This is a genomic window from Streptomyces sp. NPDC022910 (assembly GCF_055561075.1).
In genome coordinates, this window is sequence record NZ_JBVHHL010000048.1 from 1 (window position 1) to 25140 (window position 25140).

At 69.6% G+C, this 25140-nt stretch carries 21 protein-coding genes, 1 tRNA gene and 1 pseudogene; 9 read left to right on the forward strand and 14 right to left on the reverse strand.

Features of this window, described 5'->3' with window-relative positions:
* The first annotated feature begins 410 nt into the window (after positions 1-410).
* The 5 genes from ACZ3TS_RS32200 to ACZ3TS_RS32220 all read left to right on the forward strand — a co-directional run bounded on the left by ACZ3TS_RS32200 (position 411) and on the right by ACZ3TS_RS32220 (position 5677).
* Positions 411-1409, forward strand: coding sequence for a carbohydrate ABC transporter permease (locus ACZ3TS_RS32200; protein ID WP_467624893.1), 999 nt, complete (start codon positions 411-413; stop codon positions 1407-1409).
* Between the two features lie 14 nt (positions 1410-1423).
* Positions 1424-2344 (forward strand): carbohydrate ABC transporter permease, encoded by a 921-nt coding sequence (locus ACZ3TS_RS32205; protein ID WP_467624895.1) that lies wholly within the window; start codon positions 1424-1426, stop codon positions 2342-2344.
* A 207-nt stretch (positions 2345-2551) separates the two neighbouring features.
* Complete coding sequence (locus ACZ3TS_RS32210; RefSeq protein WP_467624898.1) at positions 2552-4009, forward strand: GH1 family beta-glucosidase; 1458 nt, start codon at positions 2552-2554, stop codon at positions 4007-4009.
* A gap of 201 nt (positions 4010-4210) precedes the next feature.
* Complete coding sequence (locus tag ACZ3TS_RS32215) at positions 4211-5266, forward strand: LacI family DNA-binding transcriptional regulator (RefSeq protein WP_467624899.1); 1056 nt, start codon at positions 4211-4213, stop codon at positions 5264-5266.
* A 24-nt stretch (positions 5267-5290) separates the two neighbouring features.
* Complete coding sequence (locus tag ACZ3TS_RS32220) at positions 5291-5677, forward strand: VOC family protein (protein WP_467624902.1); 387 nt, start codon at positions 5291-5293, stop codon at positions 5675-5677.
* Between the two features lie 51 nt (positions 5678-5728).
* Here ACZ3TS_RS32220 and ACZ3TS_RS32225 read toward each other — a convergent pair.
* The 4 genes from ACZ3TS_RS32225 to ACZ3TS_RS32240 form a co-directional block, all read right to left on the reverse strand.
* Positions 5729-5801: transfer RNA gene (locus tag ACZ3TS_RS32225), tRNA-His, on the reverse strand.
* A 116-nt stretch (positions 5802-5917) separates the two neighbouring features.
* On the reverse strand, positions 5918-6520 hold the full coding sequence (gene orn / locus ACZ3TS_RS32230; RefSeq protein WP_467624903.1) for an oligoribonuclease: 603 nt from the start codon (positions 6518-6520) through the stop codon (positions 5918-5920).
* Between the two features lie 264 nt (positions 6521-6784).
* Entirely contained in the window at positions 6785-8017 is a 1233-nt protein-coding gene (locus ACZ3TS_RS32235; protein ID WP_467624905.1) for a helix-turn-helix domain-containing protein, read from the reverse strand.
* Between the two features lie 377 nt (positions 8018-8394).
* Positions 8395-8715 carry a hypothetical protein gene (locus ACZ3TS_RS32240; protein WP_467624906.1) on the reverse strand — a complete coding sequence of 107 codons (321 nt, stop codon included), beginning with the start codon at positions 8713-8715 and terminating at the stop codon, positions 8395-8397.
* Between the two features lie 361 nt (positions 8716-9076).
* Between ACZ3TS_RS32240 and ACZ3TS_RS32245 the strand changes: the two genes are divergently transcribed.
* Both ACZ3TS_RS32245 and ACZ3TS_RS32250 read left to right on the forward strand, forming a co-directional pair.
* Positions 9077-9604: a universal stress protein gene (locus ACZ3TS_RS32245; RefSeq protein WP_467624908.1), complete on the forward strand. Its 528-nt coding sequence runs from the start codon at positions 9077-9079 to the stop codon at positions 9602-9604.
* A 257-nt stretch (positions 9605-9861) separates the two neighbouring features.
* Positions 9862-10428, forward strand: coding sequence for a GPR1/FUN34/YaaH family transporter (locus ACZ3TS_RS32250; protein WP_467624910.1), 567 nt, complete (start codon positions 9862-9864; stop codon positions 10426-10428).
* A gap of 145 nt (positions 10429-10573) precedes the next feature.
* Here ACZ3TS_RS32250 and glmS read toward each other — a convergent pair whose 3' ends face one another.
* A complete protein-coding gene (gene glmS / locus ACZ3TS_RS32255) occupies positions 10574-12391 on the reverse strand; it encodes a glutamine--fructose-6-phosphate transaminase (isomerizing) (protein ID WP_467624913.1) in 1818 nt (605 codons plus the stop codon).
* 52 nt (positions 12392-12443) lie between these two features.
* Positions 12444-12701, reverse strand: a complete 258-nt coding sequence (locus tag ACZ3TS_RS32260) for a hypothetical protein (RefSeq protein ID WP_467624914.1) — start codon at positions 12699-12701, stop codon at positions 12444-12446.
* Between the two features lie 165 nt (positions 12702-12866).
* On the opposite strand from ACZ3TS_RS32260, the pseudogene ACZ3TS_RS32265 reads away from it, so the two are divergent.
* Both ACZ3TS_RS32265 and ACZ3TS_RS32270 read left to right on the forward strand, forming a co-directional pair.
* Positions 12867-14348 (forward strand): annotated as a pseudogene (locus ACZ3TS_RS32265) (purple acid phosphatase family protein); the annotation flags it as partial.
* Between the two features lie 153 nt (positions 14349-14501).
* Entirely contained in the window at positions 14502-16094 is a 1593-nt protein-coding gene (locus ACZ3TS_RS32270) for a beta-N-acetylhexosaminidase (protein WP_467624973.1), read from the forward strand.
* 66 nt (positions 16095-16160) lie between these two features.
* Here ACZ3TS_RS32270 and ACZ3TS_RS32275 read toward each other — a convergent pair whose 3' ends face one another.
* The 8 genes from ACZ3TS_RS32275 to ACZ3TS_RS32310 form a co-directional block, all read right to left on the reverse strand.
* The gene (locus ACZ3TS_RS32275) at positions 16161-17939 is read right to left on the reverse strand and encodes an IucA/IucC family protein (RefSeq protein ID WP_467624916.1); all 1779 of its coding nucleotides are present in this window, start codon (positions 17937-17939) and stop codon (positions 16161-16163) included.
* On the reverse strand, positions 17936-18484 hold the full coding sequence (locus ACZ3TS_RS32280; RefSeq protein WP_467624918.1) for a GNAT family N-acetyltransferase: 549 nt from the start codon (positions 18482-18484) through the stop codon (positions 17936-17938). Before ACZ3TS_RS32280 ends, ACZ3TS_RS32275 begins: the two co-directional genes overlap by 4 nt.
* On the reverse strand, positions 18481-19758 hold the full coding sequence (locus ACZ3TS_RS32285; RefSeq protein WP_467624920.1) for a lysine N(6)-hydroxylase/L-ornithine N(5)-oxygenase family protein: 1278 nt from the start codon (positions 19756-19758) through the stop codon (positions 18481-18483). The genes ACZ3TS_RS32280 and ACZ3TS_RS32285 overlap by 4 nt, the downstream gene beginning before the upstream one ends.
* On the reverse strand, positions 19742-21199 hold the full coding sequence (gene desA, locus ACZ3TS_RS32290; RefSeq protein ID WP_467624921.1) for a lysine decarboxylase DesA: 1458 nt from the start codon (positions 21197-21199) through the stop codon (positions 19742-19744). Before desA ends, ACZ3TS_RS32285 begins: the two co-directional genes overlap by 17 nt.
* A 123-nt stretch (positions 21200-21322) precedes the next feature.
* Entirely contained in the window at positions 21323-22198 is an 876-nt protein-coding gene (locus ACZ3TS_RS32295) for a siderophore-interacting protein (RefSeq protein WP_467624923.1), read from the reverse strand.
* Positions 22199-22245: 47 nt separating this feature from the next.
* A complete protein-coding gene (locus ACZ3TS_RS32300; RefSeq protein WP_467624925.1) occupies positions 22246-23295 on the reverse strand; it encodes an ABC transporter substrate-binding protein in 1050 nt (349 codons plus the stop codon).
* A 284-nt stretch (positions 23296-23579) separates the two neighbouring features.
* Positions 23580-23942, reverse strand: a complete 363-nt coding sequence (locus ACZ3TS_RS32305; protein ID WP_467624926.1) for a hypothetical protein — start codon at positions 23940-23942, stop codon at positions 23580-23582.
* Positions 23943-23977: 35 nt separating this feature from the next.
* Positions 23978-25138, reverse strand: coding sequence for an acyl-CoA dehydrogenase family protein (locus ACZ3TS_RS32310; protein ID WP_467624927.1), 1161 nt, complete (start codon positions 25136-25138; stop codon positions 23978-23980).
* Positions 25139-25140 lie beyond the last annotated feature (2 nt).

Sequence of the window (25140 nt, forward strand, 5' to 3'; positions counted from 1 at the left end):
GCCGCACCCCCCCACCTCCCCCCCCCCCGCGGGTCCTGCGCCGGGGGGGGGGCCCGCGCGGGGGGCGGCCCCCCCCGCCGGGGGGGGGGGCCCCGCCGGGGGGGGGGGCCCCCCCCCCCCGGGGGGGGCCCCCCCGCCCCGACGGCCCGTGCCGTGTGACCGCTTCGCCGGTCGGCGCTCGTCCGACAGCGCCGACCGGGACCGGCCCGATCCCCCGATCGGGCCCGGCGCCTGAGCGGCACAGCCCGAATCCGGCGGCCGGACCTTGCCCCACACGGACTCCAGGCCGGGGGCGCGGAGCCGGCCGGTACCCCACCGACCCGCTCCGGGGCGCGACGGGACCGGCGCCTAGCCCATGGATTCGTCCCCGGCCCCGTACCCGGCCGAACCCCCAGAGAAGGACTCCCTCCGTGGCAACAACAACCCCCACCCGGGGCGCCTACAGCCCGCCGCCCGGCGGCTCCGGCACCCCGTCGAACGGACGCGGCCGGCGGGCGTGGCGCAGTCGGCTGTGGCGCTTCGACGACATGGCGTCGCCCTACGCGTACATCGCCCCCTTCTTCCTCATCTTCGGCGCCTTCGGTCTCTACCCGCTTCTCTACACCGGCTGGATCGCCCTGCACCGGGTGGAGATGACGAGCCTCAACCAGTCCGAGTGGGTCGGCTGGGACAACTTCGCCAAGATCCTCCAGGATTCCGAGTTCTGGACGGCCGTCGCCAACACCTTCGTGATCGGCGTCATCTCGACCGTCCCCCAGCTGCTCGTGGCGCTGGGCCTCGCCCATCTGCTCAACTACAAGCTGCGCGCCAGCACGTTCTGGCGGACGGTGATCCTCACCCCGTACGCCACCTCGGTGGCGACGGCGGCCCTGGTCTTCGCCCTGGTCTTCCGGGCCGACGGAGGTCTGCTCAACTGGGTGCTGCACTTCGTCGGCTTCGGCAACATCGACTGGGGCAACGGGGAGTGGACGTCCAAGATCGCCATCTCGGTCATCGTGATCTGGCGATGGACCGGCTACAACGCCCTGATCTATCTCGCGGCCATGCAGGCGGTGCCGACCGATCTGTACGAGGCGGCTTCGATCGACGGAGCGACGCGATGGCAGCAGTTCCGCAAGGTGACCATTCCCTCGCTGCGGCCGACGATCCTGTTCACGATCGTCATCTCGACCATCGGCTCCATGCAGCTGTTCGGTGAGCCGCTGCTGCTGCAGGGCGGAACGCTCGGCTCCATCGGCGGCAGCGAGCACCAGTACGAGACCCTCAGCATCTATCTCTTCAACTACGGCTGGAAGCTGGGACATCTGGGCCCGGCCGCGGCCGTGGCCTGGGCGATGCTCGTCCTGCTGCTGCTCATCGCCTTGATCAACTGGATCGTCGGCCGGTTCGTGCGCAAGAGCGCGGCCTGACGGGAGCGAAATCGATGACCACCACCAGTCCCACCAAGACCGCGCCCGACCTCGTTCCGGCAGCGCTGCCCCACACTGGCGGCAAGGGCCGCGGCCGTTTCAAGCTCGGCGCCGGCCAGCAGCTCAAGGGTGGCCCGTTCACCTACGCGGCCCTGATCATCGTCGGCCTGGGGTCGATATTTCCCCTGTACTGGACCCTGGTCGCCGCCTCGCACGATCAGCAGCGGGTCCTCGACAGCCCGCCGCCGCTCGTGCCGGGCGGCCATCTGTGGAGCAACCTCCAGTCGGCCTGGGAACAGGCGCACTTGGGGAAGGCCATCGTCAACAGCGTCATCGTGTCCGGCTGCATCACCGCCGCGACGCTGTTCTTCTGCACCCTCGCCGGCTACGCCTTCGCCAAGATGCGCTTCCGCGGGCGCGGCGTCCTGATGACCGCGGTCATCGCCACGCTGACCATTCCACCGCAGCTCAGTGTCGTCCCGCTCTTCATGATGATGTCGGACATCGGATGGGGCGGAAAGCTCGAGTCGGTGATCTTTCCGACCCTCGTCGGCGCCTTCGGTGTCTTCTTCATGCGCCAGTACCTGGTGGAGGCCCTGCCCTACGAACTCGTCGAGGCGGCCAAGGTGGACGGCGCGAGCAACATCCGCATCGTGTGGAGCGTGGTCCTGCCCGTGGCCCGGCCCGCGATGATGGTGCTGGGCATGCTCACCTTCGTACAGGCCTGGAACGACTTCTTCTGGCCCTTCCTGGCCCTGAACCAGGAGAACCCGACCATCCAGGTGGCCCTCGGCCAGCTCAGTGCCTCCTACACCCCCGACCAGAGCATCGTCATGGCCGGAGCCCTGATCAGCACGCTGCCGCTGCTGCTGGTCTTCGTGATCTTCGGCAAGCAGATCGTCGGGGGCATCATGTCGGGCGCCGTCAAGGGCTGACGCCGGGCCGGCGCCGGAGCACGCAACCGGCGGCCCGAGGCGCTTGCCGCGTCCGCCGTCCCCACGGCTCGCCCCGTCCGCCGTCCCGTACGGCCCGCCCGCGCGGGCCGTACCGGACGGGCATCCACCTCCGCGTCCCGCTCGCCTTCCCCTACCGCCGGACCACCCTCCGACCTTTCCATCCGCCACTTTGGGAGCGTTCTCACGATGACCGCCGTACGACCCGAGACGACTACCCAGTCGGCCTCGGCCACATCCTTCCCGCCCGGCTTCGTCTGGGGCGCCGCAACCGCCGCGTATCAGGTGGAGGGCGCCGCCACCGAGGACGGCCGCACCCCTTCCATCTGGGACACCTTCAGCCACACCCCCGGAAAGGTCCGCAACGGCGACACCGGTGACATCGCTGCCGACCACTACCACCGGTACCGCGACGATGTGGCGCTGATGAAGGACCTCGGACTGAAGGCGTACCGTTTCTCCGTCTCCTGGTCCCGGGTGCAGCCCACCGGCCGCGGGCCCGCCGTCGAGCGGGGCCTGGACTTCTACCGTCGGCTCACCGACGAGCTCCTGGAGGCGGGCATCACCCCCGTCGCCACCCTCTACCACTGGGACCTGCCTCAGGAACTCGAGGACGCGGGCGGCTGGCCGCACCGCGACACCGCGCACCGCTTCGCCGAGTACGCCGACATCATGGCCCGGGCCCTGGGGGACAAGGTCGGTGTGTGGACCACCCTCAACGAGCCGTGGTGCTCGGCGTTCCTCGGTTACGGCTCCGGCGTGCACGCGCCGGGCCGCACCGACCCGGCCGCCACTCTGCGCGCCGCCCACCACCTCAACCTGGCCCATGGCCAGGCGATCGGGGCACTGCGCTCGGCCCTGCCGGCGTCCGCGCAGACCTCCATCACCCTCAACCTGCACCAGGTGCGCCCCCTCACCGGCAGCGCCGAGGACGCAGAGGCCGCACGCCGCATCGACGCGGTCGGCAACAGGGTCTTCACCGGCCCCATCCTCGACGGCGCCTACCCGGAGGACCTGCTCGAAGACACCGCGCGCATCGTCGACTGGGATCAGCTGGTGCAGGACGGCGATCTGGCCGAGATCTCCCGTCCCATCGACGTGCTCGGCGTCAACTACTACTCGCCGACCGTGGTCTCCCTGGCCACCGACGGCGCCGGCACCACCAAGAACGACGGCCACGGCGCGAGCGACCACTCGCCGTGGACCGGCTCCGAGCACGTCGCCTTCCACCTCGCCAACGGCGACCTCACGGCGATGAACTGGGCCATCGACCCCAGCGGGCTGCACACCCTGCTGACCGATCTGGCCGCGTCGCACCCGCGGCTGCCGCTGATGGTCACCGAGAACGGCGCCGCCTTCGACGACTACATCTCGCCCGAGGGCGAGGTGAACGACCCGCAGCGGATCGCCTACCTCCACGCCCATCTGGACGCCGTGCGGCGGGCCATCGCCGACGGAGCGGACGTGCGCGGCTACTTCCTGTGGTCCCTGCTGGACAACTTCGAATGGTCCTACGGCTACTCGAAGCGCTTCGGCACCGTCTACGTCGACTACTCGACCCAGCGCCGCATCCCCAAGGCGAGCGCCCACTGGTACGCCGACGTGATCCGGAGGAACGCGCTGCCGACCGTCGGTGGGCAGCAGTAACGCCTGACCGCCCGACCCGAGGGGCGCCGCCGTGGCCGTTGCGGCGCCCCTCGGCGGCGCTTACCCGGCCCGACGGAAAAGGCCACCTCGACGGGGCGGGATGATGGGACCGGATGCGGCAGGCTCCCGCTTGTTACATTCCTGGCCAGACGGCTGCGAACACATTCCTGGCCTGACGGCCGGGAACGGGAGGCGGAGACCATGGCAGTCAACGGAGGGCGGGGCCGGGGCGGCCGACGGCCGACGCTGGAGGAGGTCGCCGCACGCGCCGGCGTCGGCCGCGGCACGGTCTCCCGGGTGATCAACGGCTCGCCCCGGGTCAGCGATGCGACGCGCGCGGCCGTCGAGGCGGCGGTCGCGGAGCTCGGCTACGTGCCGAACACGGCGGCCCGGGCGCTGGCCGCCAACCGTACGGACGCCATCGCCCTCGTCGTCCCCGAACCGGAGACCCGCTTCTTCGCGGAGCCGTACTTCTCGGACATGCTGAGAGGCGTGGGCGCCGAGCTGTCGGACACGGAGATGCAGCTGCTGCTGATCTTCGCGGGCAGCGACCGCGAGCGCCGCAGACTGGCCCAGTACCTGGCGGCGCACCGGGTGGACGGGGTGCTGCTGGTCTCGGTGCACGCGGACGACCCGCTGCCCGACCTGCTCGCCCAGCTGGAGATCCCGGCGGTGATCAGCGGTCCGCGCTCGGAGCACGAGACGCTGCCGTCGGTGGACTCGGACAACTACGGCGGCGGCCGCTCCGCCGTCGAGCACCTGATAGCCCGCGGTCGTAGGCACATCGCCACGATCACCGGCCGCCTCGACGTGTACGGCGCCCAGCGGCGTATCGACGGCTACCGTGACGCCCTGCGGGACGCGGGCCGGGAGGTGGACGAGGCCCTGATCGTCCCGGGTGACTTCACGGAGGAGGGCGGCCGCCGGGCGATGACGGAACTCCTGGCCCGCCGCCCCGGTCTGGACGCGGTGTTCGCGGAGTCGGACGTGATGGCGGCGGGCGCCCGTCAGGTGCTGCGCGAAGTGGGCCGGCGCATCCCCGACGACGTGGCGCTGGTCGGCTACGACGACTCGGCGATCGCCCGCCACATGGACCCGCCCCTGACGAGCGTGCGCCAGCCGATCGACGAGATGGGCCGGGCGATGATCGACCTGCTGCTGGACGAGATCGCGGACCGCCGTCCGCCGGCGCCCCGGACCCTGGAACGCCGCCAGGTGGTCCTGCCGACGGAATTGGTGCTGCGGGACTCCTCCTGAGCCCGTGGTGGACAGAATGGGGGCATGCTGAGCATCGGGTCGGTCGTGATGGGTGTGTCCGATGTGCGACGCGCCGCCGCGTTCTGGACGGAAGCGCTGGGCCATGTGCCACGGGACGGGGTCATCGAGGACGACTGGGTCGTGCTGGTGCCGCCGGGCACAGCCGCCGGACCGCGGCTGTCGCTCGGGCTGAGCGAGACGCCCGTACAGGAGCATCCGCGCGTGCATCTCGATCTGTACGCGGGCGACGCCGCCGATCAGGCGGCCGAAGTCGAGCGGCTCGTCGCGCTCGGCGCGCGGCGTGTCGACTGGGACCTGTATCCCGAGGACGCCGACTTCGTCGTGCTGGCCGACCCGGACGGCAACCGGTTCTGTGTCATCGACACCGGGCACGGGGCGGAAGGTTCCTGAAAACCGGTCAGCCGGTGGCCCGCTTCCGCGGGCCACCGGCTGACCGAACAGGGTGAGTGACGGGACTCGAACCCGCGACATCCTGGACCACAACCAGGTGCTCTACCAGCTGAGCTACACCCACCATGACCGGTGTTTTTCGAGTGGTTTCCCCCACCGGCCGAGAAAAAGTGTACAGGGTCCGAAGGGATGCTCGCGCCAGCGTTTCTCCGGGGCCCGGGCCGGGCCCCGTCGAGGCCGCTACTTGGCGGGCACCACGTGCCGGGCCGCGATCGTGCGCGCCGTGTCCGAGTCGGGACCCGGCTGCGGCACGAAAATCGCCTCCCGGTAGTAGCGCAACTCCGCGATCGACTCGCGGATGTCGGCCAGTGCCCGGTGGTTGCCGTTCTTCTCGGGGCTGTTGAAGTACGCCCGCGAATACCAGCGCCGGGCCAGCTCCTTGATCGAGCTGACGTCCACGATCCGGTAGTGGAGGTAGTCCTCCAGCGTCGGCATGTCGCGGGTCAGAAAGCCGCGGTCCGTGCCGACGGAGTTGCCGCACAGCGGGGCCTTGCCGGGTTCCTTGACGTGCTCCCGTACGTACGCGAGGACCTGCTCCTCGGCGTCGGCGAGCGTCGTGCCGGCTGCCAGCTCGTCGAGCAGTCCCGAGGCGGTGTGCATCTGACGCACCACCTCCGGCATCGTCTCCAGCGCCGTGTCCGGCGGCCGGATCACGATGTCCACTCCTTCGCCGAGTACGTTCAGCTCGGAGTCGGTGACCAGCGCGGCCACCTCGATGAGCGCGTCGTCGGACAGCGAGAGCCCCGTCATCTCGCAGTCGATCCACACCATGCGATCGTTCATGTGTCCCACCTTATGGCCCGTCGGGGCCGGGCGGACCGCCCGTGCATGACAGGACGGCCGTCGCCGGCGCGAGGAGACCCCGCCGAGAGCGCGAAGAGGGGGTCCGGGGTATGCGGGGTGGGCGCCGAAGACAGCCGAAGACAGCCGAAGACAAGGGGGCCCGGCCCCGGAAGCACGCGGGTCCGGCGCGCGGCACGGGGGACGGGCGGGGTCCCCGGCGCGTACGTTCTCGGGATCCCGCCCGTCCTCAGTGGTACGGCGGTGCTACGGCGCGCTGCGCTGGCCGGGCAGGCTGGGGCGGCTCGTCGCGTACAGCTCCGGGACGTGCCTGCCGTTGTCCGTGGACAGGGAGGCCGTGGGGCCGAGCGCGCTCGCGGCCGCCGTGCGGCGGGTCTGCAGGGGGACCGGGGCCGCCTCCTGCGGGATCTGCGGCGCCGATGGGCCTCCGGGACCGTCCGCGTCCCCCGGCCGGTCGCCCTGCGGGCGGCGCGCCCGGTACGCGGCGCGGTACGCGGCGGGCGACGAGCCGAGCTGGCGCCGGAAGTGCCCGCGCAGCGCGACCGGGGAGCGGAAGCCGCAGCGCCCGGCGACCTCGTCGACCGAGTAGTCGGAGGTCTCCAGGAGCCGCTGCGCCTGCAATACCCGCTGGGTGATCAGCCACTGCAGCGGCGCGCTCCCGGTGAGCGAGCGGAAGCGCCGGTCGAAGGTCCGTCGGCTCATGTACGCGCGCGCGGCCAGCGTCTCCACGTCGAACTGTTCGTGGAGGTGCTCCAGCGCCCAGGCGACGACCTCCGCGAGCGGGTCGGCGCCGATCTCCTCCGGTAAAGACCTGTCGAGGTAGCGCTCCTGGCCGCCGCTGCGTCGCGGCGGGACCACGAGACGCCGGGCGAGCGCGCCGGCCGCCTCGTTACCGTGGTCCGTGCGCACGATGTGGAGACAGAGGTCGATGCCGGCCGCGGTACCCGCGGACGTCAGGACGTCTCCGTCGTCCACGAACAGCTCACGCGGATCGACGTGCACCGACGGATAGCGCTTGGCCAGCGTCGGCGCGTACATCCAGTGTGTGGTGGCCGGCCGTCCGTCCAGCAGTCCGGCGGCGGCCAGTACGAAGGCGCCGGTGCACAGCCCGACGATGCGGGCGCCCTCTTCGTGCGCCCGGCGCAGTGCGTCGAGCGCCTCCTCCGGCGGCGGCGAGGTGATCGACCGCCAGGCCGGCACGACGACGGTGCCCGCCCGCGAGATCGCCTCGAGGCCGTACGGCGCGGTGAGTTCCAGGCCCCCTGTGGTCCGCAGCGGGCCTTCCTCGCCGGCAGCCACCAGCAGTCGGTAGCGCGGCACTCCGGCGTCCTGGCGGTCGACCCCGAACACCGAAAGCGGTATGGAACTCTCGAAAATGGGGCCGCCGCTGAACAGCAGCACCGCGACGATCTCCTTGCGGCGTCGCCCGGAAAGCTTCCGGGCCGCGGCTTCCGGCGCGGCAGTGGAGTCGTGGCTCATACTGCTAAGCCCCCCTCGGTGGTCGCGGCTCCTCGGTTGTGTCGCTCCTGCACGTTTCCCCTCGGTCCTGCACGAGTCCCCCGCCGTAGACAATCATGATCGAATCTACTGTGTCCCGTGGTGCCGGCGTGACCAGTTCACCATCCGGCACATTGTCGACATGGCAACTTGGCGTGAAGCATTCGATCACGAAGCGTTGCACTCGTGGGCCGTGCAGGGAAGTGCGCCTCGTCCCAGTGGCCAATCCACGTAGGGTGCGCGCGCCCTTCGAGTCCCTTTCGGCGCAGGTCGAACGGGGGGTGGGGGGTCCTACGGGCCCGTGACGCATACGGTTCAGAAGTTGGCTGAAAAGAAGCGGGCGCGTGCGCGGAAACCGGTCAGTCGACCGGAGTGTTTCCCCCAGTGTGGCGTCCGCCCCTGTGCGCCCCCGTTCCGGTCCAGCCGTGCCGTGCCCGGTGCGGGGTGGGCTCTTCGGCCTGAAGTTGCGCCGCGCCCCGCTCGGACTGCCGCAGCAGCGCGCGGCACGCCCCGGTCACGACCGCGAGGCCCAGTGCTGTGCTGAGCGCGGCGGCCGGCGAGGTGCCGTACCAGACGAGGATGACGGGGACCAGGACACAGCAGAAGGCGGCCCAGCGCACCACGTCGCTCGTGGTGTCCGGCTCGGGGTGTTTCTGGGGGGCGGTGCGGGGTCCGGACACGGGGTGCTCCCTACGGCGGTGGGTCACCGGATTCAACGCCTGTTCGACCGGTGGGTCACTGCCGGGTCCCGCGGTCTGCGGTCCGCGCTCCGGCGTACGGCCCCGGGGCTGCGCCGGGCGCGTGGCGCGGCCCCGTTCCTGGGTGAACCCTGTGCAAACCGCCTGTACGGGGCAGCAACCATTGCGTTGCGGGCGCCCCCTCGTGCATGCTCCCTGGAACCCCGTGCGGTGTGCGCGGGATCTGGGCTAAGGAGGCGTGCCGCCGTACCCTTGGGGGTATGGGGTTGGGAAGATGATTCCCGGACACAGCTCCGCCGCACACTGTCGTCCCACCCACGAGGATCACAACGCCGAGACACTCATGGCCGGTCACGAATTCTTCGATCCCGCGGACCGCAAGCGCCCCGTCGCCGATCCCACGGCGGCCGAGCCCTTGGCGGCCGAAGAGTCACGCCCGTCCTGCGACCCCGCCTTCAAGCACGGCGTCGTGGTCGGCTTCGACGGTTCCACCTCCAGCGAGCGTGCCCTGGCGTACGCGATCGGCATGGCCTACCGCTCCGGCTCGGGCCTGATCATCGTCCATGTCGCCAACCGGCTGCCCACCACGGTGTGGGCGGGCTGTGAGCCCCCGGTCTTCGTCGACGTTCCGGACCACCGCACCGAAGTCCTCGGCCTCGAACTCGCCTGCGCGGACCACCTCGCCGAAGTGCCCTGGATCCTGGTGGAGCGCGGCGGTGACATCTGCCACGAACTCGAAGAGGTCGGGCGGGAGTACGAGGCGGACGCGATCGTCGTCGGGTCCACCCACGGCATAGTGGGCCGTATCTTCGGCTCGGTGGCGGGCCGCCTCGCCAAGCGCGCCCAGCGCCCCGTGGTCGTCATCCCCTGACACTTCTCAGGCGCACCGTCACGGCCGGTGCGCTCTTGCGTCCGACCGTTCGGCGTCGCCCCCGCACAGTGCCGTCGCAATCCCGGTGTTGTCATTCCGCAACTCGGCGTTGGCCCAGGTGAGATGCACGGTGGGTAGCGCCAACTCCCTTGTGTGACCGCCTGAACCTACTCGCGCGTAGAGGTGTTTGTGCCCTTGTGAAGGGCATATATCGGTCACCGCACCACCGTATATGCAGGACAAGAAGGGAGCCCGCCGTGGACAACGACGTCTCTGCGGGAAGCACCACCTCGACCGTCGGCCGACTGGCACTGGGCATCACGCTGCTGGCCTTCGGTCTCGGATCAACCAAGGTGATCGACGGCGTGACGACGGCCGACGCCGTGTCACTGGCCCACTATGTCGGCGGCGTGGCCCTGTTCCTCGCCGGCCTGTTCGCTCTCCGCGACCGCGACACCGCCACGGGTACGGCCTTCTCGGCGCTCGGCGCCCTGTGGTTCACCTGGGCCGTCACGGCCGGCAACCAGATGTCCGACAACGCAGCCGGACTCTTCCTTCTGCTGTTCGCCCTCGTGGCGCTGAGCCTGGCGCTCGGAGCCACCGGCGGTGTCCTCGACCAGGGCACCTACGGGCTGCTCTTCGTCTCGCTGCTCCTGCTCGCCATCGCGCGCCTGGCGGGCAACGACTCTCTGGGCAAGGCCGGCGGCTGGTTCGCGGTCGCCGCGGGCGCCGTCGCCTGGTACGCGGCGACGGCGGTGCTGGCCAAGTGGCCCACGGCCCTGCCGCGACGTGCTGCCGGCCGGGGGGTGACGGCCGCCGGCTGACGCAGCGCCTGGCCGGGGATGGGTCCCCCTGTTCGCGTGAAGGCGAGAACGTGGGGGAGGGCGGCCCCGGCCCCTGAAGGAACGACCCCCTGTGCTGGTGGCACACAGGGGGTCGTTCACATTCGGGCCCGCAGTGGGGGAGTTGCTACTCCACGGTCACCGACTTGGCCAGGTTGCGCGGCTTGTCGATGTCCCGGCCCAGCGCCAAGGCCGTGTGGTAGGCGAGGAGTTGCAGCGGAATGCCCATCAGGATCGGGTCCAGCTCGTCCTCGTTCTTCGGGACGACGATCGTGTGGTCGGCCTTCTCCTGGTCCTGGTGGGCGACCGCGAGGATCGTGCCGCTTCGGGCCTTGATCTCCTCCATGGCCGCGCGGTTCTTCTCCAGCAGGTCGTCGTCCGGCACGATCGCGACGGTCGGGAGAGCCGGCTCGATCAGGGCCAGCGGGCCGTGCTTGAGTTCGGAGGCCGGGTACGCCTCGGCGTGGATGTACGAGACCTCCTTCAGCTTCAGCGAGGCCTCGCGGGCCACCGGGTAGCCGCGCACGCGTCCGATGAAGAGCATCGAGCGGGCGTCCGCGAACTGGTCCGCCAGCTTCTTGATCTCCTCCTCCTGCGCAAGGATCTCGGAGATCTGCCCGGGCAGCCTGCGCAGTCCCTCGATGATCCGCTTGCCGTCGCGCACCGACAGGTCACGTGTGCGTCCGAGGTGCAGTGCGAGCAGTGCGAAGGCCACGGTGGTGTTGGTGAAGCACTTGGTGGACACCACGCACACCTCGGGCCCCGCGTGGACGTACATACCGCCGTCCGCCTCACGCGCGATCGCCGAACCGACGACGTTGACGATGCCCAGCACCCGCGCGCCCTTGCGCTTCAACTCCTGGACGGCGGCCAGCACGTCGTAGGTCTCGCCGGACTGGGAGACCGCCACGTACAGCGTGTCGGGGTCCACGACCGCGTTGCGGTAGCGGAACTCCGAGGCCGGCTCGGCGTCCGCCGGGATGCGGGCCAGCTCCTCGATCATCTGGGCGCCGATCATGCCCGCGTGGTAAGAGGTGCCGCAGCCGAGGATCTTCACGCGGCGCACGGCACGCGCCTCGCGGGCGTCCAGGTTCAGGCCGCCCAGGTGCACGGTGGAGAACCGGTCGTCGATGCGGCCGCGCAGCACGCGGTCCACGGCGTCGGCCTGTTCGTGGATCTCCTTGTGCATGTACGTGTCGTGGCCGCCCATGTCGTACGACTCGGCCTCCCACTCCACGGTGGTCGGCTCGGCCGTCGTACGGGTGCCCTCGGTGGTGTACGTGCGGAAGTCGTCGGCCTTGAGGGTGGCCATCTCGCCGTCGTCGAGGGTGACTATCTGGCGGGTGTGGGCGACCAGCGCGGCGACATCGGAGGCGACGAACATCTCCTTCTCGCCGATGCCGAGGACGACCGGGGAGCCGTTGCGGGCCACGACGATGCGGTCCGAGAAGTCGGCGTGCATCACGGCGATGCCGTAGGTGCCCTCGACGACCCGCAGTGCCTGGCGGACCTTCTCCTCGAGGGTCTCGGCCTGGGAGCGGGCGATGAGGTGGGTGAGGACCTCGGTGTCGGTCTCGGAGAGGAACTCGACGCCGTCCGCCTCCAGCTTCTTCCTCAGCTCGGAGGCGTTGTCGATGATGCCGTTGTGGACGACCGCGACCTTGTTGTCGGCCGACAGGTGAGGGTGGGCGTTCACGTCGGAGGGGGCGCCGTGGGTGGCCCATCGGGTGTGGGCGATACCTGTGGTGCCCTTGAAGCGCGCGGGGACCTTGGCCTCCAGGTCGCGGACCCGGCCCTTGGCCTTGACCGTCTTCAGCCCGGCCGTCTTCGGGGACGTGACGACGATGCCCGCCGAGTCGTAGCCGCGGTACTCCAGCCGCTGCAGGCCCTCGAGCAGCAGCGGGGCCACGTCGCGCTTACCGATGTATCCGACGATTCCGCACATATAAGTCCTTAAGTCCCTTTTGTCCCTATTGTGATGAAGTGGCCTCGGCGTCTCAGCCGTAGACGATGCGGCGCAACTGCCGGAGTGTGAGCTCGGGCGGTGCGACCGCGCGGTACTTCAGGTCCGCCTCGATCCGCTCGAAGATCGTCGCGTTCACCATGCCCTGGGCCTGCAGCTCGCGGTGGCGGCGACGGACGAAATCCTCGGTCGTCTCGTCGAAGTAGGCGAGCACGTCCTGGACCACGCGCAGCGCCTCGCCCCGGCTGAGGGTCGTGGACCGCGTCAGATGATCAACAAGTTCGTCGTGCACCCGGTAGATCCTGAAGTACGAGCGCCGGGATCGCAAGAATCGTGCCCGATTTCGGGCAGATGGCTGTTGAAACTCTTATGGGGCCCTGTTTGACAACTGTCCATCCGGTGTCTTGCGCCACGTTTCCTATGGGGAGGAACTTCTGGCCACACGGACATACCTCGTATGGGAGTGCCTGGGAAGCTCGCGGCCCGCATGAGCATGGCGGAGCAGCACGAGTACCTGCGCGCGAGATTCTCCCGGCGCACAATGATCAGGGGGGGTGCCGTCGCCCTCGGCGCCGTCACGGGTGGCGCGTTCGTTTCGGGTGCCACCGCTGAGGCCGCCGTTCCCACCCAGAGCACGGCCCCCGCGGTCGAGACGGTCGACGGCGCCCTCGTCGCCCCCTTCGGCCGCCACCTCGCCTTCGGCAACGACCCCCGCACCGAGATCACCGTCTCCTGGCAGGTCCCGGTCGCGGTGAAGAACCCGTTCATCCGCATCGGTGCCCACCCCACGGACCTCTCCCGCAAGATCCCCGCGGAGGTCCGCACCCTGTACACCCCGGCGGGCGTCGGCGCGAGCGGCGACCACACGCAGTACTACCTGCACGCCAAGCTCACCAACCTGCGCCCCGGCATGACGTACTACTACGGCGTGGGCCACGCGGGCTTCGACCCGGCCGAGCGTCACCTGCTGGGCACCCTCGGCACCTTCACCACCGCGCCCTCGCGCGCCGAGTCGTTCACCTTCACGGCCTTCGGAGACCAGGGCGTCAGCTACCACGCCCTGGCCAACAACAGCCTGCTGCTCGGCCAGAACCCGGCCTTCCACCTGCACGCCGGTGACATCGCCTACGGCGACCCGGCGGGCCAGGGCAAGACCACCGACACCGGCTTCGACTCGCGCGTGTGGGACCAGTTCCTGTACCAGACCGAGTCCGTCGCCAAGCAGGTCCCGTGGATGCCGGCCTACGGCAACCACGACATGGAGGCCTGGTACTCGCCCAACGGCTACGGCGGTGAGGAAGCCCGCTGGACCCTGCCGGACAACGGACCGGACAAGAAGAACCTTCCGGGCGTCTACTCCTTCGTCTACGGCAACACGGCGGTCATCTCGCAGGACGCCAACGACATCTCGTTCGAGATCCCGGCCAACCTCGGCATCTCCGGCGGCACCCAGACCAAGTGGCTCGAGGCGCAGCTGAAGAAGTACCGGGCGAGCAAGGACGTCGACTTCATCGTCGTCTTCTTCCACCACTGCGCGTACTGCACCTCCACCGCGCACGCCTCGGAGGGGGGCGTCCGTCAGGAGTGGGTGCCGCTGTTCGAGAAGTACACCGTGGACCTGGTCATCAACGGCCACAACCACCAGTACGAGCGCACCGACGTCATCAAGGCGGGCGCGGTCACCAAGAAGCTCCCGATCGGCGGCACGGCGTACCCCGAGACCGAAGGCGTCGTGTACGTGACGGCCGGCGCGGCGGGCCGCAGCCTGTACGCGTTCAGCGCCCCGCTGTCGTACGAGGGCCACGAGAACGAGGTCGAGTCCGTGTGCTCGTTCATCAACGTCAGCGGTGGCAAGCAGGACGAGACACGCTCACGGTACGGTGAGTTCGCCCAGCGTCTTGCGGCACAGACCGACGCTCCTGTCGCGTCCCGGGGTCGGCCGCGGGGCGTCGCCGTCGAACGTCCAGGGGCCGTCCTTCTGGATGATTTACGCGATGAGGGGGGAGCGTTCCACCGGCTGTGCGAGAGAGTGGTCTATACCCATCGGCTCCGGGTCGGACGAGCCCGTGAACCCTCCTGGAAGGGAGCGCATGTGAGGCAGCACCACAGAACACCCTGCCTCCTCGGTACGCTGCTGCTCATGGCGGCTGCCGGACTCTACGCAGCGGTCGGTACGGCACCCGCCGCGGCCGACGGCACCGCGGCACCCCTCAGCGGGGTGATACCGGCGCCCGCCTCCGCCGACGCCGGCGGATCCCCGTACCGCATCACCCGTGGCACGCACATCCTTGTGGACGACTCGCACACGGCCCGTCAGGTCGGCGAGTACCTCGCGGACGTCCTGCGGCCCTCGACCGGCTACCCCCTGCCGGTCACCACGCGCGGCACCGGCGGTATCCGACTCCGCCTGGACAGCGGCCCGTTCGGCGACGAGGGCTACCGCCTCGACAGCGGCGCCCGAGGCGTCACGATCACCGCCCGAAAGCCCGCCGGGCTCTTCCACGGTGTCCAGACCCTGCGCCAGCTCCTGCCGGCGGCCGTCGAGAAGAAGACCGTGCAGCCCGGGCCGTGGACGGTCGCGGGCGGCACCATCAAGGACTCCCCGCGCTACGCCTACCGCGGCGCCATGCTCGACGTCTCCCGCCACTTCTTCAGCGTCGCCCAGGTCAAGCGGTACATCGACGAGTTGGCCCTCTACAAGATCAACACCCTGCATCTGCATCTGAGCGACGACCAGGGCTGGCGCATCGCCATCGACTCCTGGCCGCGCCTCGCGACCTACGGCGGCTCGACCCAGGTCGGCGGCGGCAAGGGCGGTTACTACACCAAGGCGCAGTACCAGGAGATCGTCCGCTACGCCGCCTCCCGCTACCTGGAGGTCGTCCCGGAGATAGACATGCCGGGCCACACCAACGCCGCCCTCGCCTCGTACGCCCAGCTGAACTGCAACGGCGTCGCACCCCCGCTCTACACCGGTACCGACGTCGGCTTCAGCTCGCTGTGCGTCTCCAAGCAGGTGACGTACGACTTCGTGGACGACGTCATCCGCGAGCTGGCCGCGATCACACCGGGCCGCTACCTCCACATCGGCGGCGACGAGGCGCACTCCACCAGCCACGACGACTACGTGAAGTTCATGGACCGGGTGCAGCCGATCGTCGCCGAGTACGGCAAGACCGTGATCGGCTGGCACCAGCTCACCGGCGCGCACCCCGACAAGGGCGCGCTCGCGCAGTACTGGGGGCTCGACGACACCAGCGCCGACGAGAAGGCCCAGGTCGCCAGGGCCGCGCAGAACGGCACCGGGCTGATCCTGTCCCCGGCCGACCGGGTCTACCTCGACATGAAGTACACCGAGGACACACCGCTCGGTCAGGACTGGGCGGGCCTGGTGGAGGTCAAGCGGTCCTACGACTGGGACCCGGGCAACTACCTTCCGGGCGTGCCGGCCTCGGCGATCGCCGGCGTCGAGGCACCGCTGTGGTCCGAGACGATCGTCACGGACGCCGACATCGACTACATGACCTTCCCGCGGCTGCCGGGCGCGGCCGAGTTGGGCTGGTCGCCCGCCTCCACGCACGACTGGAACGCCTACCGGCTGCGGCTCGCGGCGCAGGGGCCGCGCTGGGAGGCGCTGGGGATCAGGTACTACCGGTCGCCGCAGGTGCCCTGGCCGACGCGGTAGTCCGAGCACCACGACGGGCACCCCGGTGGACCGTGCACCGGGGTGCCCGCCCGTCTTCGCGCGGCGCTACAGCCCCGCGATCGGGTTCTTCAGGTTCCCGGCCAGCTGGAGCGCACCCGACGGATCCGCCAGGTCCACCATCTGCCGGTTGTTGCGCAGCTGGAGCCGGTTGAGGCAGGACAGGGCGAACTCCGGGGCGAACATGTCGTACTGCCGGAACCTTTCGGCGAGGTGGGGGTTCGCGTCCTGGTACTCGCGGACCACCTCGGCGACCGTCCGCCAGAAGTCCTCTTCCTCCAAGACCCCCTCGGTGGCGAGGTTCGCCGCGACGAACCGGAAGAAGCAGTCGAAGACGTCCGTGAAGATGGACAGGAGCTTCTTCTCCTCCGGGACCTCGACGCGGATCCGCGCGACCTGCGGCGGCAGCACCGCGTCCGGGTCCATGACCGCGATCTCCTCGGCGATGTCCTTGAAGACCGCGCGCTGCACGACGCCGTCCCTCAGGACGAGGATGACGTTCTCGCCGTGCGGCATGAAGACCAGGTCGTAGGCGTAGAAGCTGTGCAGCAGCGGCGTGAGGTACGCCCGCAGATAGCGACGCAGCCACTGCGTCGGCGCGAGCCCCGACCGCTCGATCAGCGCTCCCGCGAAGGACGCGCCGTCCTGGTCGACATGGGCGAGCGACGCCATGGTCGCCAGGGTCTCGCCCTCCTGGAGCGAGGCCACCGGGCTCTCGCGCCACAGGGCGGCGAGCATCTTGCGGTACGCGGAGTAGCGGTCGGTGGCGGCCTCGTACTCCAGGTGGCGGTAGCCGACGGCCGCGCACTCGCGGATGATCGTGAGGCCGGTCGACTTCAGCACCGGGTCGCTCTCGATGAGCCGGCCCAGCCAGTCGTTGATCGCCGGGGTGGCCTCCATGTAGGCGGCCGAGAGCCCGCGCATGAAGCCCATGTTGAGGACGGACAGGGCCGTTTTCACATAGTGCTTCCCGGGGTTGCTCCTGTTGAAGAAGGTCCGTATGGACTGCTGGGCCAGGTACTCGTCGTCGCCCTCGCCGAGGCAGACGAGGTGCCGTCGGGCGACGTCGGCGGCGAAGGTGACCGTGAGTTTGTTCCACCACTGCCAGGGGTGCACGGGTATGAGGAGGTAGTCGGCGGGCGCCAGGCCCAGGTCGGTCAGCCGCCGGTGGAACCGCTCGACCGTCGCCTCACCCAGCTCATCACGTACGAAGGACTCGTACTCGATCCCGGCCCCCGCCGTGAACGCCGCCCGCGAGCGGTGCGCGGCCAGCCACACCAGCCGGACGGGGCTCGCGGTCTCGGGCGCGTACGACAGGTACTCGTGGACGCCGAAGCCGAGCCGCCCGTTGTTGGCGACGAAGCAGGGGTGGCCCTCCGTCATCCCGGTCTCGATGTCCTGGAACCCGCTCATCGCCAGCTCGGCGGAGGTCACCTTCGGCTTGGTGAGCTTGTAGCAGGTGCCGGAGAGGGTGGAGGAGATCTCCTCCAGATAGACCGGGAGCACCTCGTCGCCCAGGCCGAGCGACGTCCTCAGCTCGATGAAGAAGTCCAGTGCGGCGAGCGGCAGTTCGGCCTCGTCGCGGTGGCGGCTGATCGAGTCGGGGTCCACCTGCCAGTGGTCGAGGCCGCGCAGGACGGCGGAGAACCGATAGCGGGTGAGCCCGTCGTCGCTGCGGACGACGTACGTGCCGTCCCCGCCGTCCTCCGGCTCGGGGGTGATCAGGCGCTCGTGGGCGAACTCCGCCAGGGCCTTGCGGACGAGGAGGCGGTTGGCGCGCTCCCAGCGCTCGGGGGAGAGGTGGGAGACGGCGTCGGCGAGGGTCATGCCGCCACCGCCCTCTCGAACTGCTCACGGGTGCAGAAACTGAGCAGCGCCGTCTTCTCGGGGTTCTGGATCTCACGCTCGGGAACGAAGCCGACGGCGGCGTTCAGGGCGTGCACGGCCGTGTTGCGGACGTCCGGTTCGACGACGACACGTTCGGTCGCCGGGTCGTCGAACAGGTGCCGCATCACGGCGGTGATGACGGCCCGGGTGAATCCGTGCACAGGGGTCTCGGCCGGCGCGACCAGGAAGTGCATGCCGACATCACCGGGCCCGGGTTCGTACAGGCCGACCAGCTCACGGTGGGCCGGGTCGTACCTCTCCATCAGGAAGGCCGGCTCGCCGTCGTGCAGCCCGAGGAGCGCGTGGTGGTGCTCGTCGGCCGCGATCTCCATGTAGGCGCGCTCGACGTCCTCCAGCCTGGCGTCCTGCATCATCCAGAAGGCAGCCTTGGGGTGGGTGACCCAGCCGTGCAGGAGCTCGGCGTCCTCGATCGGGTCGAGGGGACGGAAGGTGAAGGTGCCGAGGGCACCGGCGGTCGTGCTCATACGGCGAACTCCTGGAACGCGATGGTCTTCTCGAGGGGGTAGTACTCGGTGCCGAGCAGCTCCCGGATGATGTACGAGTTCCGGTACGGGCCCATGCCCAGGTCGGGGCTGGTGATGCTGTGCGCGTGGACACCGGCGTTCTGCAGGAAGACGCCCCGGCCCGTGGTGTCGACGGAGTAGTTGCGGGCCACGTCGAAGTTGCCGTGTTCGTCGTAGCGCAGGCGGTCGCGGACGGGCTTCAGGAACTCCGGCTCGACGTACTTGTAGCCGGTGGCGAGGATGAGGGCCTGGGAACGCAGCTCGTAGTCCTTCTCCTGCTCCTGCTGGCGGAAGGCGAGCGTGTAGGCACCGTCCTCGTACCGGGCGCCGGTGAGCGCGGAGTTGGTGAGGAGGCGGGTGGGGACCGGGCCGTTGAGGTTCTTCTGGTAGAGCAGGTCGAAGATCTCGTTGATCAGATCGCCGTCGATTCCCTTGAACAGGCCCTTCTGCTGCTCGGTGAGGCGGTAGCGGGTCCGCTCGGGCAGCGCGTGGAAGTAGTCGACGTACTCGGGGGAGGTCATCTCCAGGGTGAGTTTGGTGTACTCCAGCGGGAAGAAGCGCGGGGAGCGGGTGACCCAGTTCAGCTGGTATCCGTGGACGTCGATCTCGCCGAGCAGGTCGTAGTAGATCTCGGCGGCGGACTGTCCACTGCCGACCAGGGTGATCGACTCCTTGGCCTGGAGCCGGTGCTTGTGGTCCAGATAGCGGGAGTTGTGGATGACGTCGCCGCCGACACCGCGGCAGGGTTCCGGGATGTGTGGCGGGGTGCCCGTGCCGAGGACCAGATGGCGGGCCCGGTAGCTGTCCCCGGACTGCGTCCGGACGACGTACAGCTCCCCTTCGTACGTCACCTCCGTGACCGTCGTGCCGAAACGGACGCAGTGCAGTTTCGAGGCGGCCCAGCGGCAGTAGTCGTCGTACTCGACGCGCAGCGGGTAGAAGTTCTCGCGGATGTAGAACGAGTACAACCTGCCCTGCTCCTTCAGATAGTTGAGGAAGGAGTACGGGGACGTCGGATCGGCCAGGGTGACCAGGTCCGACATGAACGGGGTCTGGAGGTGGGCGCCGTCCAGGAACATCCCCGCATGCCATTCGAAGTTCGGCTTCGACTCCAGGAAGACGCCGTCGAGCCCGGTGATCGGCTCGGTGAGGCAGGCCAGCCCGAGGTTGAAGGGGCCGAGCCCGATCCCCACGAAGTCGTACGTCTTGTCGGTGGCTTCAGGAAGCGAGGTCAAGGGACTCTCCCAGGTACTGCTCGGCGTGGCCGGCGATCAGATCGAGTACGGCGGCGATGTCGTCCGCCTGCGTCTCGGGGTTGAGCAGGGTGAACTTCAGGTAGTGGCGGCCGGCGACCTTGGTGCCCGCGACCACGGCGTCGCCGGAGGCGAACAGGGCCTTTCGGGCGTACAGGTTGGCGCGGTCGATCTCGGCCGGATCGGTGACGGCCGCCGGGATGTAGCGGAAGACGAGGGTGGACAGCTCCGGCCGGACCACCACGTCGAAGCGCGGGTCGGCGGCAAGCAGCTTCCAGCCGTCCTGCGCCAGTTCGCAGACCTCGTCGAAGAGCTGTCCGATGCCGTCGGCGCCCATCGTGCGCAGGGTCAGCCACAGCTTGAGGGCGTCGAAGCGGCGGGTCGTCTGGAGGGACTTGTCGACCTGGTTGGGGATGCGTTCCTGGACCATGCGCCGGGGGTTGAGGTACTCCGCGTGATAGGTCGCATGGCGCAGGGTGGAGGCGTCCCGGACCAGTACGGCGGACGAACTCACCGGCTGGAAGAAGGACTTGTGGTAGTCGACGGTGACCGAGTCGGCGCGCTCGATGCCGGCGAGGCGGTCCCGGTGCCTGAGGGAGGCGAGCAGTCCGCAGCCGTAGGCGGCGTCCACGTGCATCCACACGCCGAACTGCGCGCACAGCTCCGCGATCTCGGGCAGCGGGTCGATGGAGCCGAAGTCGGTGGTGCCGGCGGTGGCGACGACGGCCATCGGAACGAGGCCGTCCCGGGTGCAGCGCTCCAGCTCGTGGGCGAGGGCGACGGTCTGCATGCGCTTGTCGTTGCCGACGGGGAGGGACACCACCGACTCGGGGCTCAGGCCGAGCAGTTTGGCCGACTTCTTCACGCTGAAGTGGCTGGCCTCGGAGGTGAAGACGCGCAATTCGGCGAGCGTGTCCCCAGCTTCCCGCCCTGGCTTGGCCTCCTCGCGCGCGAGCAGCAGCGCCTGGAGGTTGGACTGGCTGCCGCCGGATGTGAACACGCCGTCGGCACAGGTGCCGAGGCCGATGCGCTCGGCGGTCCAGTCGATGAGCCTGCGCTCGATGAGGGTGCCGCCGGCCGACTGGTCCCAGGTGTCGAGGGAGGAGTTGACGGCGGACAGGACGGCCTCGCCGAGGACGGCCGGGATGACGACCGGGCAGTTGAGATGGGCGAGGTAGCGGGGGTGGTGGAAGTAGATCGCGTCGCGGAGGTAGATCTCCTCCAGCTCGTCCAGGACCGCGGAGGTGTCTTGCAGCGGGCGGTCCAGGTCGATCCGCTCGATGTGCGGCGCGAGAGCGTCGACCGTGACGCCGGTGAACGGACGGTCGGTGGCGGCGAGTTTGGCGGCCACCCGCTCGACTCCTTCGGTCACGGAGCGGCGGTAGTGCTCCGCGGTCAGGTCATTGAGCAGGTGCGAGCGCATGTGGGGGCCTCCCGGTGGGGACAGTCCGTGCGGGACAGGAGAGGGCGGGGTCGCCTCGTCAAACTTAGGTTAGCCTAACCTAAGTTTGATCTCGCGCACTTTCGCCCTCCCTCGTGACCGCCGTCACTCCTGTGCGCGCAGTTGTTCCTCGCTGAGCCCGCGGCGCCAGTAGCCGACGAAGGTGACGCGGCGGCGGTCGATCCCGCGCTCGCCGACGAAGTGCCGGCGCAGCTCCTTGACGCGCCCGGACTCACCCGCGATCCAGATGTACGGGGCCTGCGCCGCAGGGAGTTCGGCATCCTGAAGCGCGGCGAGGGCTACGGGGACGGGGGCACCTCCCGCGCCCTTGGGGTGGTGGGGGACCTCGCCGCGCACGAGCCAGGTGATCTCGGCGTCGGCCTCGGTCACCAGGTCCTGGATGTCACCGGAGTGCCCGGACTCCAGCCAGGCGCGGACACGGGTGCCCGGGGGCAGCGATTCGAGGATCGCGGAGGCGGCGGGCACGGCGGTCTCGTCGGCCCAGATCACCACCAAGTCGGTGTGCTCGGGCGGACGGAAGCGGATCGCGCGGTTGTCCGCGACGGCCGGACCGAGGAGGACGACCCGGTCTCCGGGGGTGGCGCGGGAGGCCCAGAGCGAGGCCGGCCCGGCCGGGACGGCGGCACCCGGCTCCACGCCGTGCAGCACGAAGTCGATGTCGATCTCGTCGGGATCGCGCCGCAGGTCCCGGAGCGTGTACGAGCGCATCACCGCCCGTACGTCGTCGGGGAGTTCGCGCCAGCCCTGCCACCACTGGTCGCCGAGTTCGATCGGTACGGCGGGCTCGCTCTGGCCGGGGTGCGGCAGGAAGAGGGACAGGCTCTGGTCGCGTCCGTCGGAGTGGAACGCGCGCAGGTCTTCTCCCGCGAAGGTGATACGGACCAGAGACGGACCGAGCCGCCTCGTCCGTACGACCTGGAGGGAGAAGAAACGGAACGGGGCGGCTACGGCCGTCGTCATATGGGCTCCTGAGGGGCAGAGCTCCTGGGATTCAGGAAGGTGGCGGGTCAGCTGACCTTCTTCGCCGTCTCGATCGCCTTGGCGAGGTCCTCGAGCAGCGGGGCGCACTTGTCGTACGACAGGATGGGCTCGGGGTTGCGGGCGATGACCTGGTCCGCCTTGACGGCAGGGAGCTTCTTCCAGGTCGCCTCGGTGATGTCGGTGGGCTGGATGGCCGAGGTGCGGTTGTCCATCATGATGACGTCGGCCTTGTACTTGTCCACGTTCTCCCAGCTCAGGTTCTCGAACCAGCCGCCGCTGGCCTTGAGCGCGGAGGCGGACGGCTCGACGAAGTTCACGCCGAGTGCCTTGAAGTACTCCAGGTCGACGGAGAGGTTCGAGCCGGAGACGTAGAAGATGTCCTGGCTCGCGGAACCCGCCAGCACCTTGATGTCGGGCTTGGCCTTGGCGGCCGCGCGCAGCCGGGCCGCCGCGTCCTCGAACCGCTTCTTCGCCTGGCTGATCTCCGTGGAGGCGGTGTCCGCGCCGAGCGACTTCGCGAGCTCCAGCATGCGCTGCAGCGGCTCGGTCATCTGGCGGTCGTAGACGGAGATCCCGACGGTCGGGGCGCCGACGGCGAGGATCTTCTTCTTGGACTCCTCCGGGACATACCACAGGGTTCCGGCGTCGTCGAACATCGTGGTGACGAGCAGATCGGGAGCGAGGGCCGCGTACTTCTCGATGTTGAACTGGCCCCACTCGTTGCCCAGGATCGTGACCTTGCTGATGTCGAGGTCGCCGGCCTGGACGTCGGCCTTGCCGTCCTTGGTCTTCGTCGGCCCGAAGACGCCCTTCACGTCGATGCCGTAGTCGTGCAGCGCGGCGGCCACGCCCACGAACGCGACGATGCCCGACGGGGTCTTGTCCGCCTTCGCGGTCTGCCCGCGGTCGTCCTTGAAGGACCAGGGGCCGGACTTGGCCGCGGCTGTCCCGCCGTCCGAGCCGGTGCTTTTGCCGTTGTCGTCGCCGCAGGCCGCGAGTACGGCACCGAGGCCGAGGGCGCCGCCGGCGGCGAGGATGCCGCGGCGGGTGAGACGGGTGGCACGGGCGTTGGACATGAGTGTGGCTGCTTTCGAACGGGGCGGAGCATCCGCCGGGCGAGTTCGAAGGTAGGTTAGCCTAACCTCACTACTTGTCCAGAGGGTGGGGCGACGCTACGGAGTCGGGCGTGGTGCCCGTAAGACACTCGGCCCCTGGCAGTGCGGAAGGGATGATGCCCGCACGGATGACGCCGGGTGACGGCTTGCGCCCTCCGCCGCCGGTGGGCAGCGCGGCGCTGAACTCCCCTTGGGCGCAGGTGCCCGGCACTCCGGCGGGCCACATGCGACGGGCGGGGCCGCCGTCATCGGCCTGGCTGTCGCGGGGTGGCGATCCCCGCACCCACTTGTCGCGCTCGACCGAGTGCTCGGTGCGACGGACGTCCTTGGGCCGAGAGGCCAGGCGCGGCGTCCGGACGCCTCATACGGCCGATCGCGGCGTGCTCGATCGCGGGCCCGATTTCGCACATATACCCCGGCCGGGTAGCTGGAAGCTGTGCGTTGAGCTGGCTGCGGACGCAGCGGACCGTGCCCTCGGGTCGCTTCGAAGGGCTGATCATCGCGAGGAAGGGGCCGGACGGTCCGATCTCGACGTTCCAGGCCCCCTCCAGGTGCTCTGCGTACGCCGTGAGGTCCTCGGCGATCGCGCGCATCGTCGCGTAGTCCATGTTCCCAGAGTAGTGAGCATTCGGTTCTGGGTGGCTCAGCCCGCCAGCCCCAGCTCCCGAGCGATCAGCATCCGCTGGACCTCGCTCGTGCCCTCGCCGATCTCCAGGATCTTGGAGTCGCGCCACATACGGGCCACCGGGTACTCGTTCATGAAGCCGTAGCCGCCGTGGATCTGTGTGGCGTCGCGGGCGTTGTCGACGGCGACCGTGGACGAGTAGAGCTTCGCCAGGGCCGCCTCCTTCTTGAAGGGTTCGCCGGAGACCAGGCGGGACGCGGCGTCGCGCCAGGCCAGGCGGGCGGTGTGGGCCTTCATCTCCATGTCCGCGATCTTGAACTGGATCGCCTGGTACGCGCCGATGCTGCGGCCGAACGCGTGCCGTTCCTTCGCGTACTTCACCGACTCGTCCACACAGCCCTGCGCCAGACCCGTCGCCAGCGCCGAGATGGCGATCCTGCCCTCGTCGAGGATGCGGAGGAACTGGGCGTAGCCGCGGCCCTCCTCGCCGAGCAGGTTCGCGGCCGGCACGCGGACGTCCGCGAAGGACAGTTCGCGGGTGTCCGACGCGTTCCAGCCGACCTTGGAGTAGGGGGCCGCCACCGTGAAGCCGGGCGTGCCGGACGGGACGATGATCGAGGAGATCTGCGGGCGGCCGTCCTCCGTGCGGCCCGTGACCGCCGTGACCGTCACCAGGCCCGTGATGTCCGTGCCCGAGTTGGTGATGAAGCACTTCGTGCCGTTGATCACCCACTCGTCCGTCGTGGTGTCCAGCCGGGCCGTGGTGCGTGTCGCGCCCGCGTCCGAGCCGCCGTCCGGTTCCGTGAGGCCGAAGGCGCCCAGTGTCTCGCCGGAGCACAGGCGCGGGAGCCACTCCTGCTTCTGGGCCTCCGTGCCGAAGCGGTAGACCGGCATGGCGCCCAGGGAGACACCCGCTTCCAGGGTGATGGCCACCGAGGAGTCCACCCGGGCGAGCTCCTCCAGGGCGATCCCCAGGGCCAGGTAGTCACCGCCCATACCGCCGTACTCCTCCGGGAACGGCAGCCCGAACAGGCCCATGCGGCCCATCTCGCGGACGATCTCGTACGGGAACTCGTGGCGCTCGTAGAAGTCGCCGATCTTGGGTGCCACGACGTCGTGAGCGAACTCCTCGACCGTGCGCCGGAGTTCCTCCAGCTCGGGAGAGAGGTGGTGGTCCATGG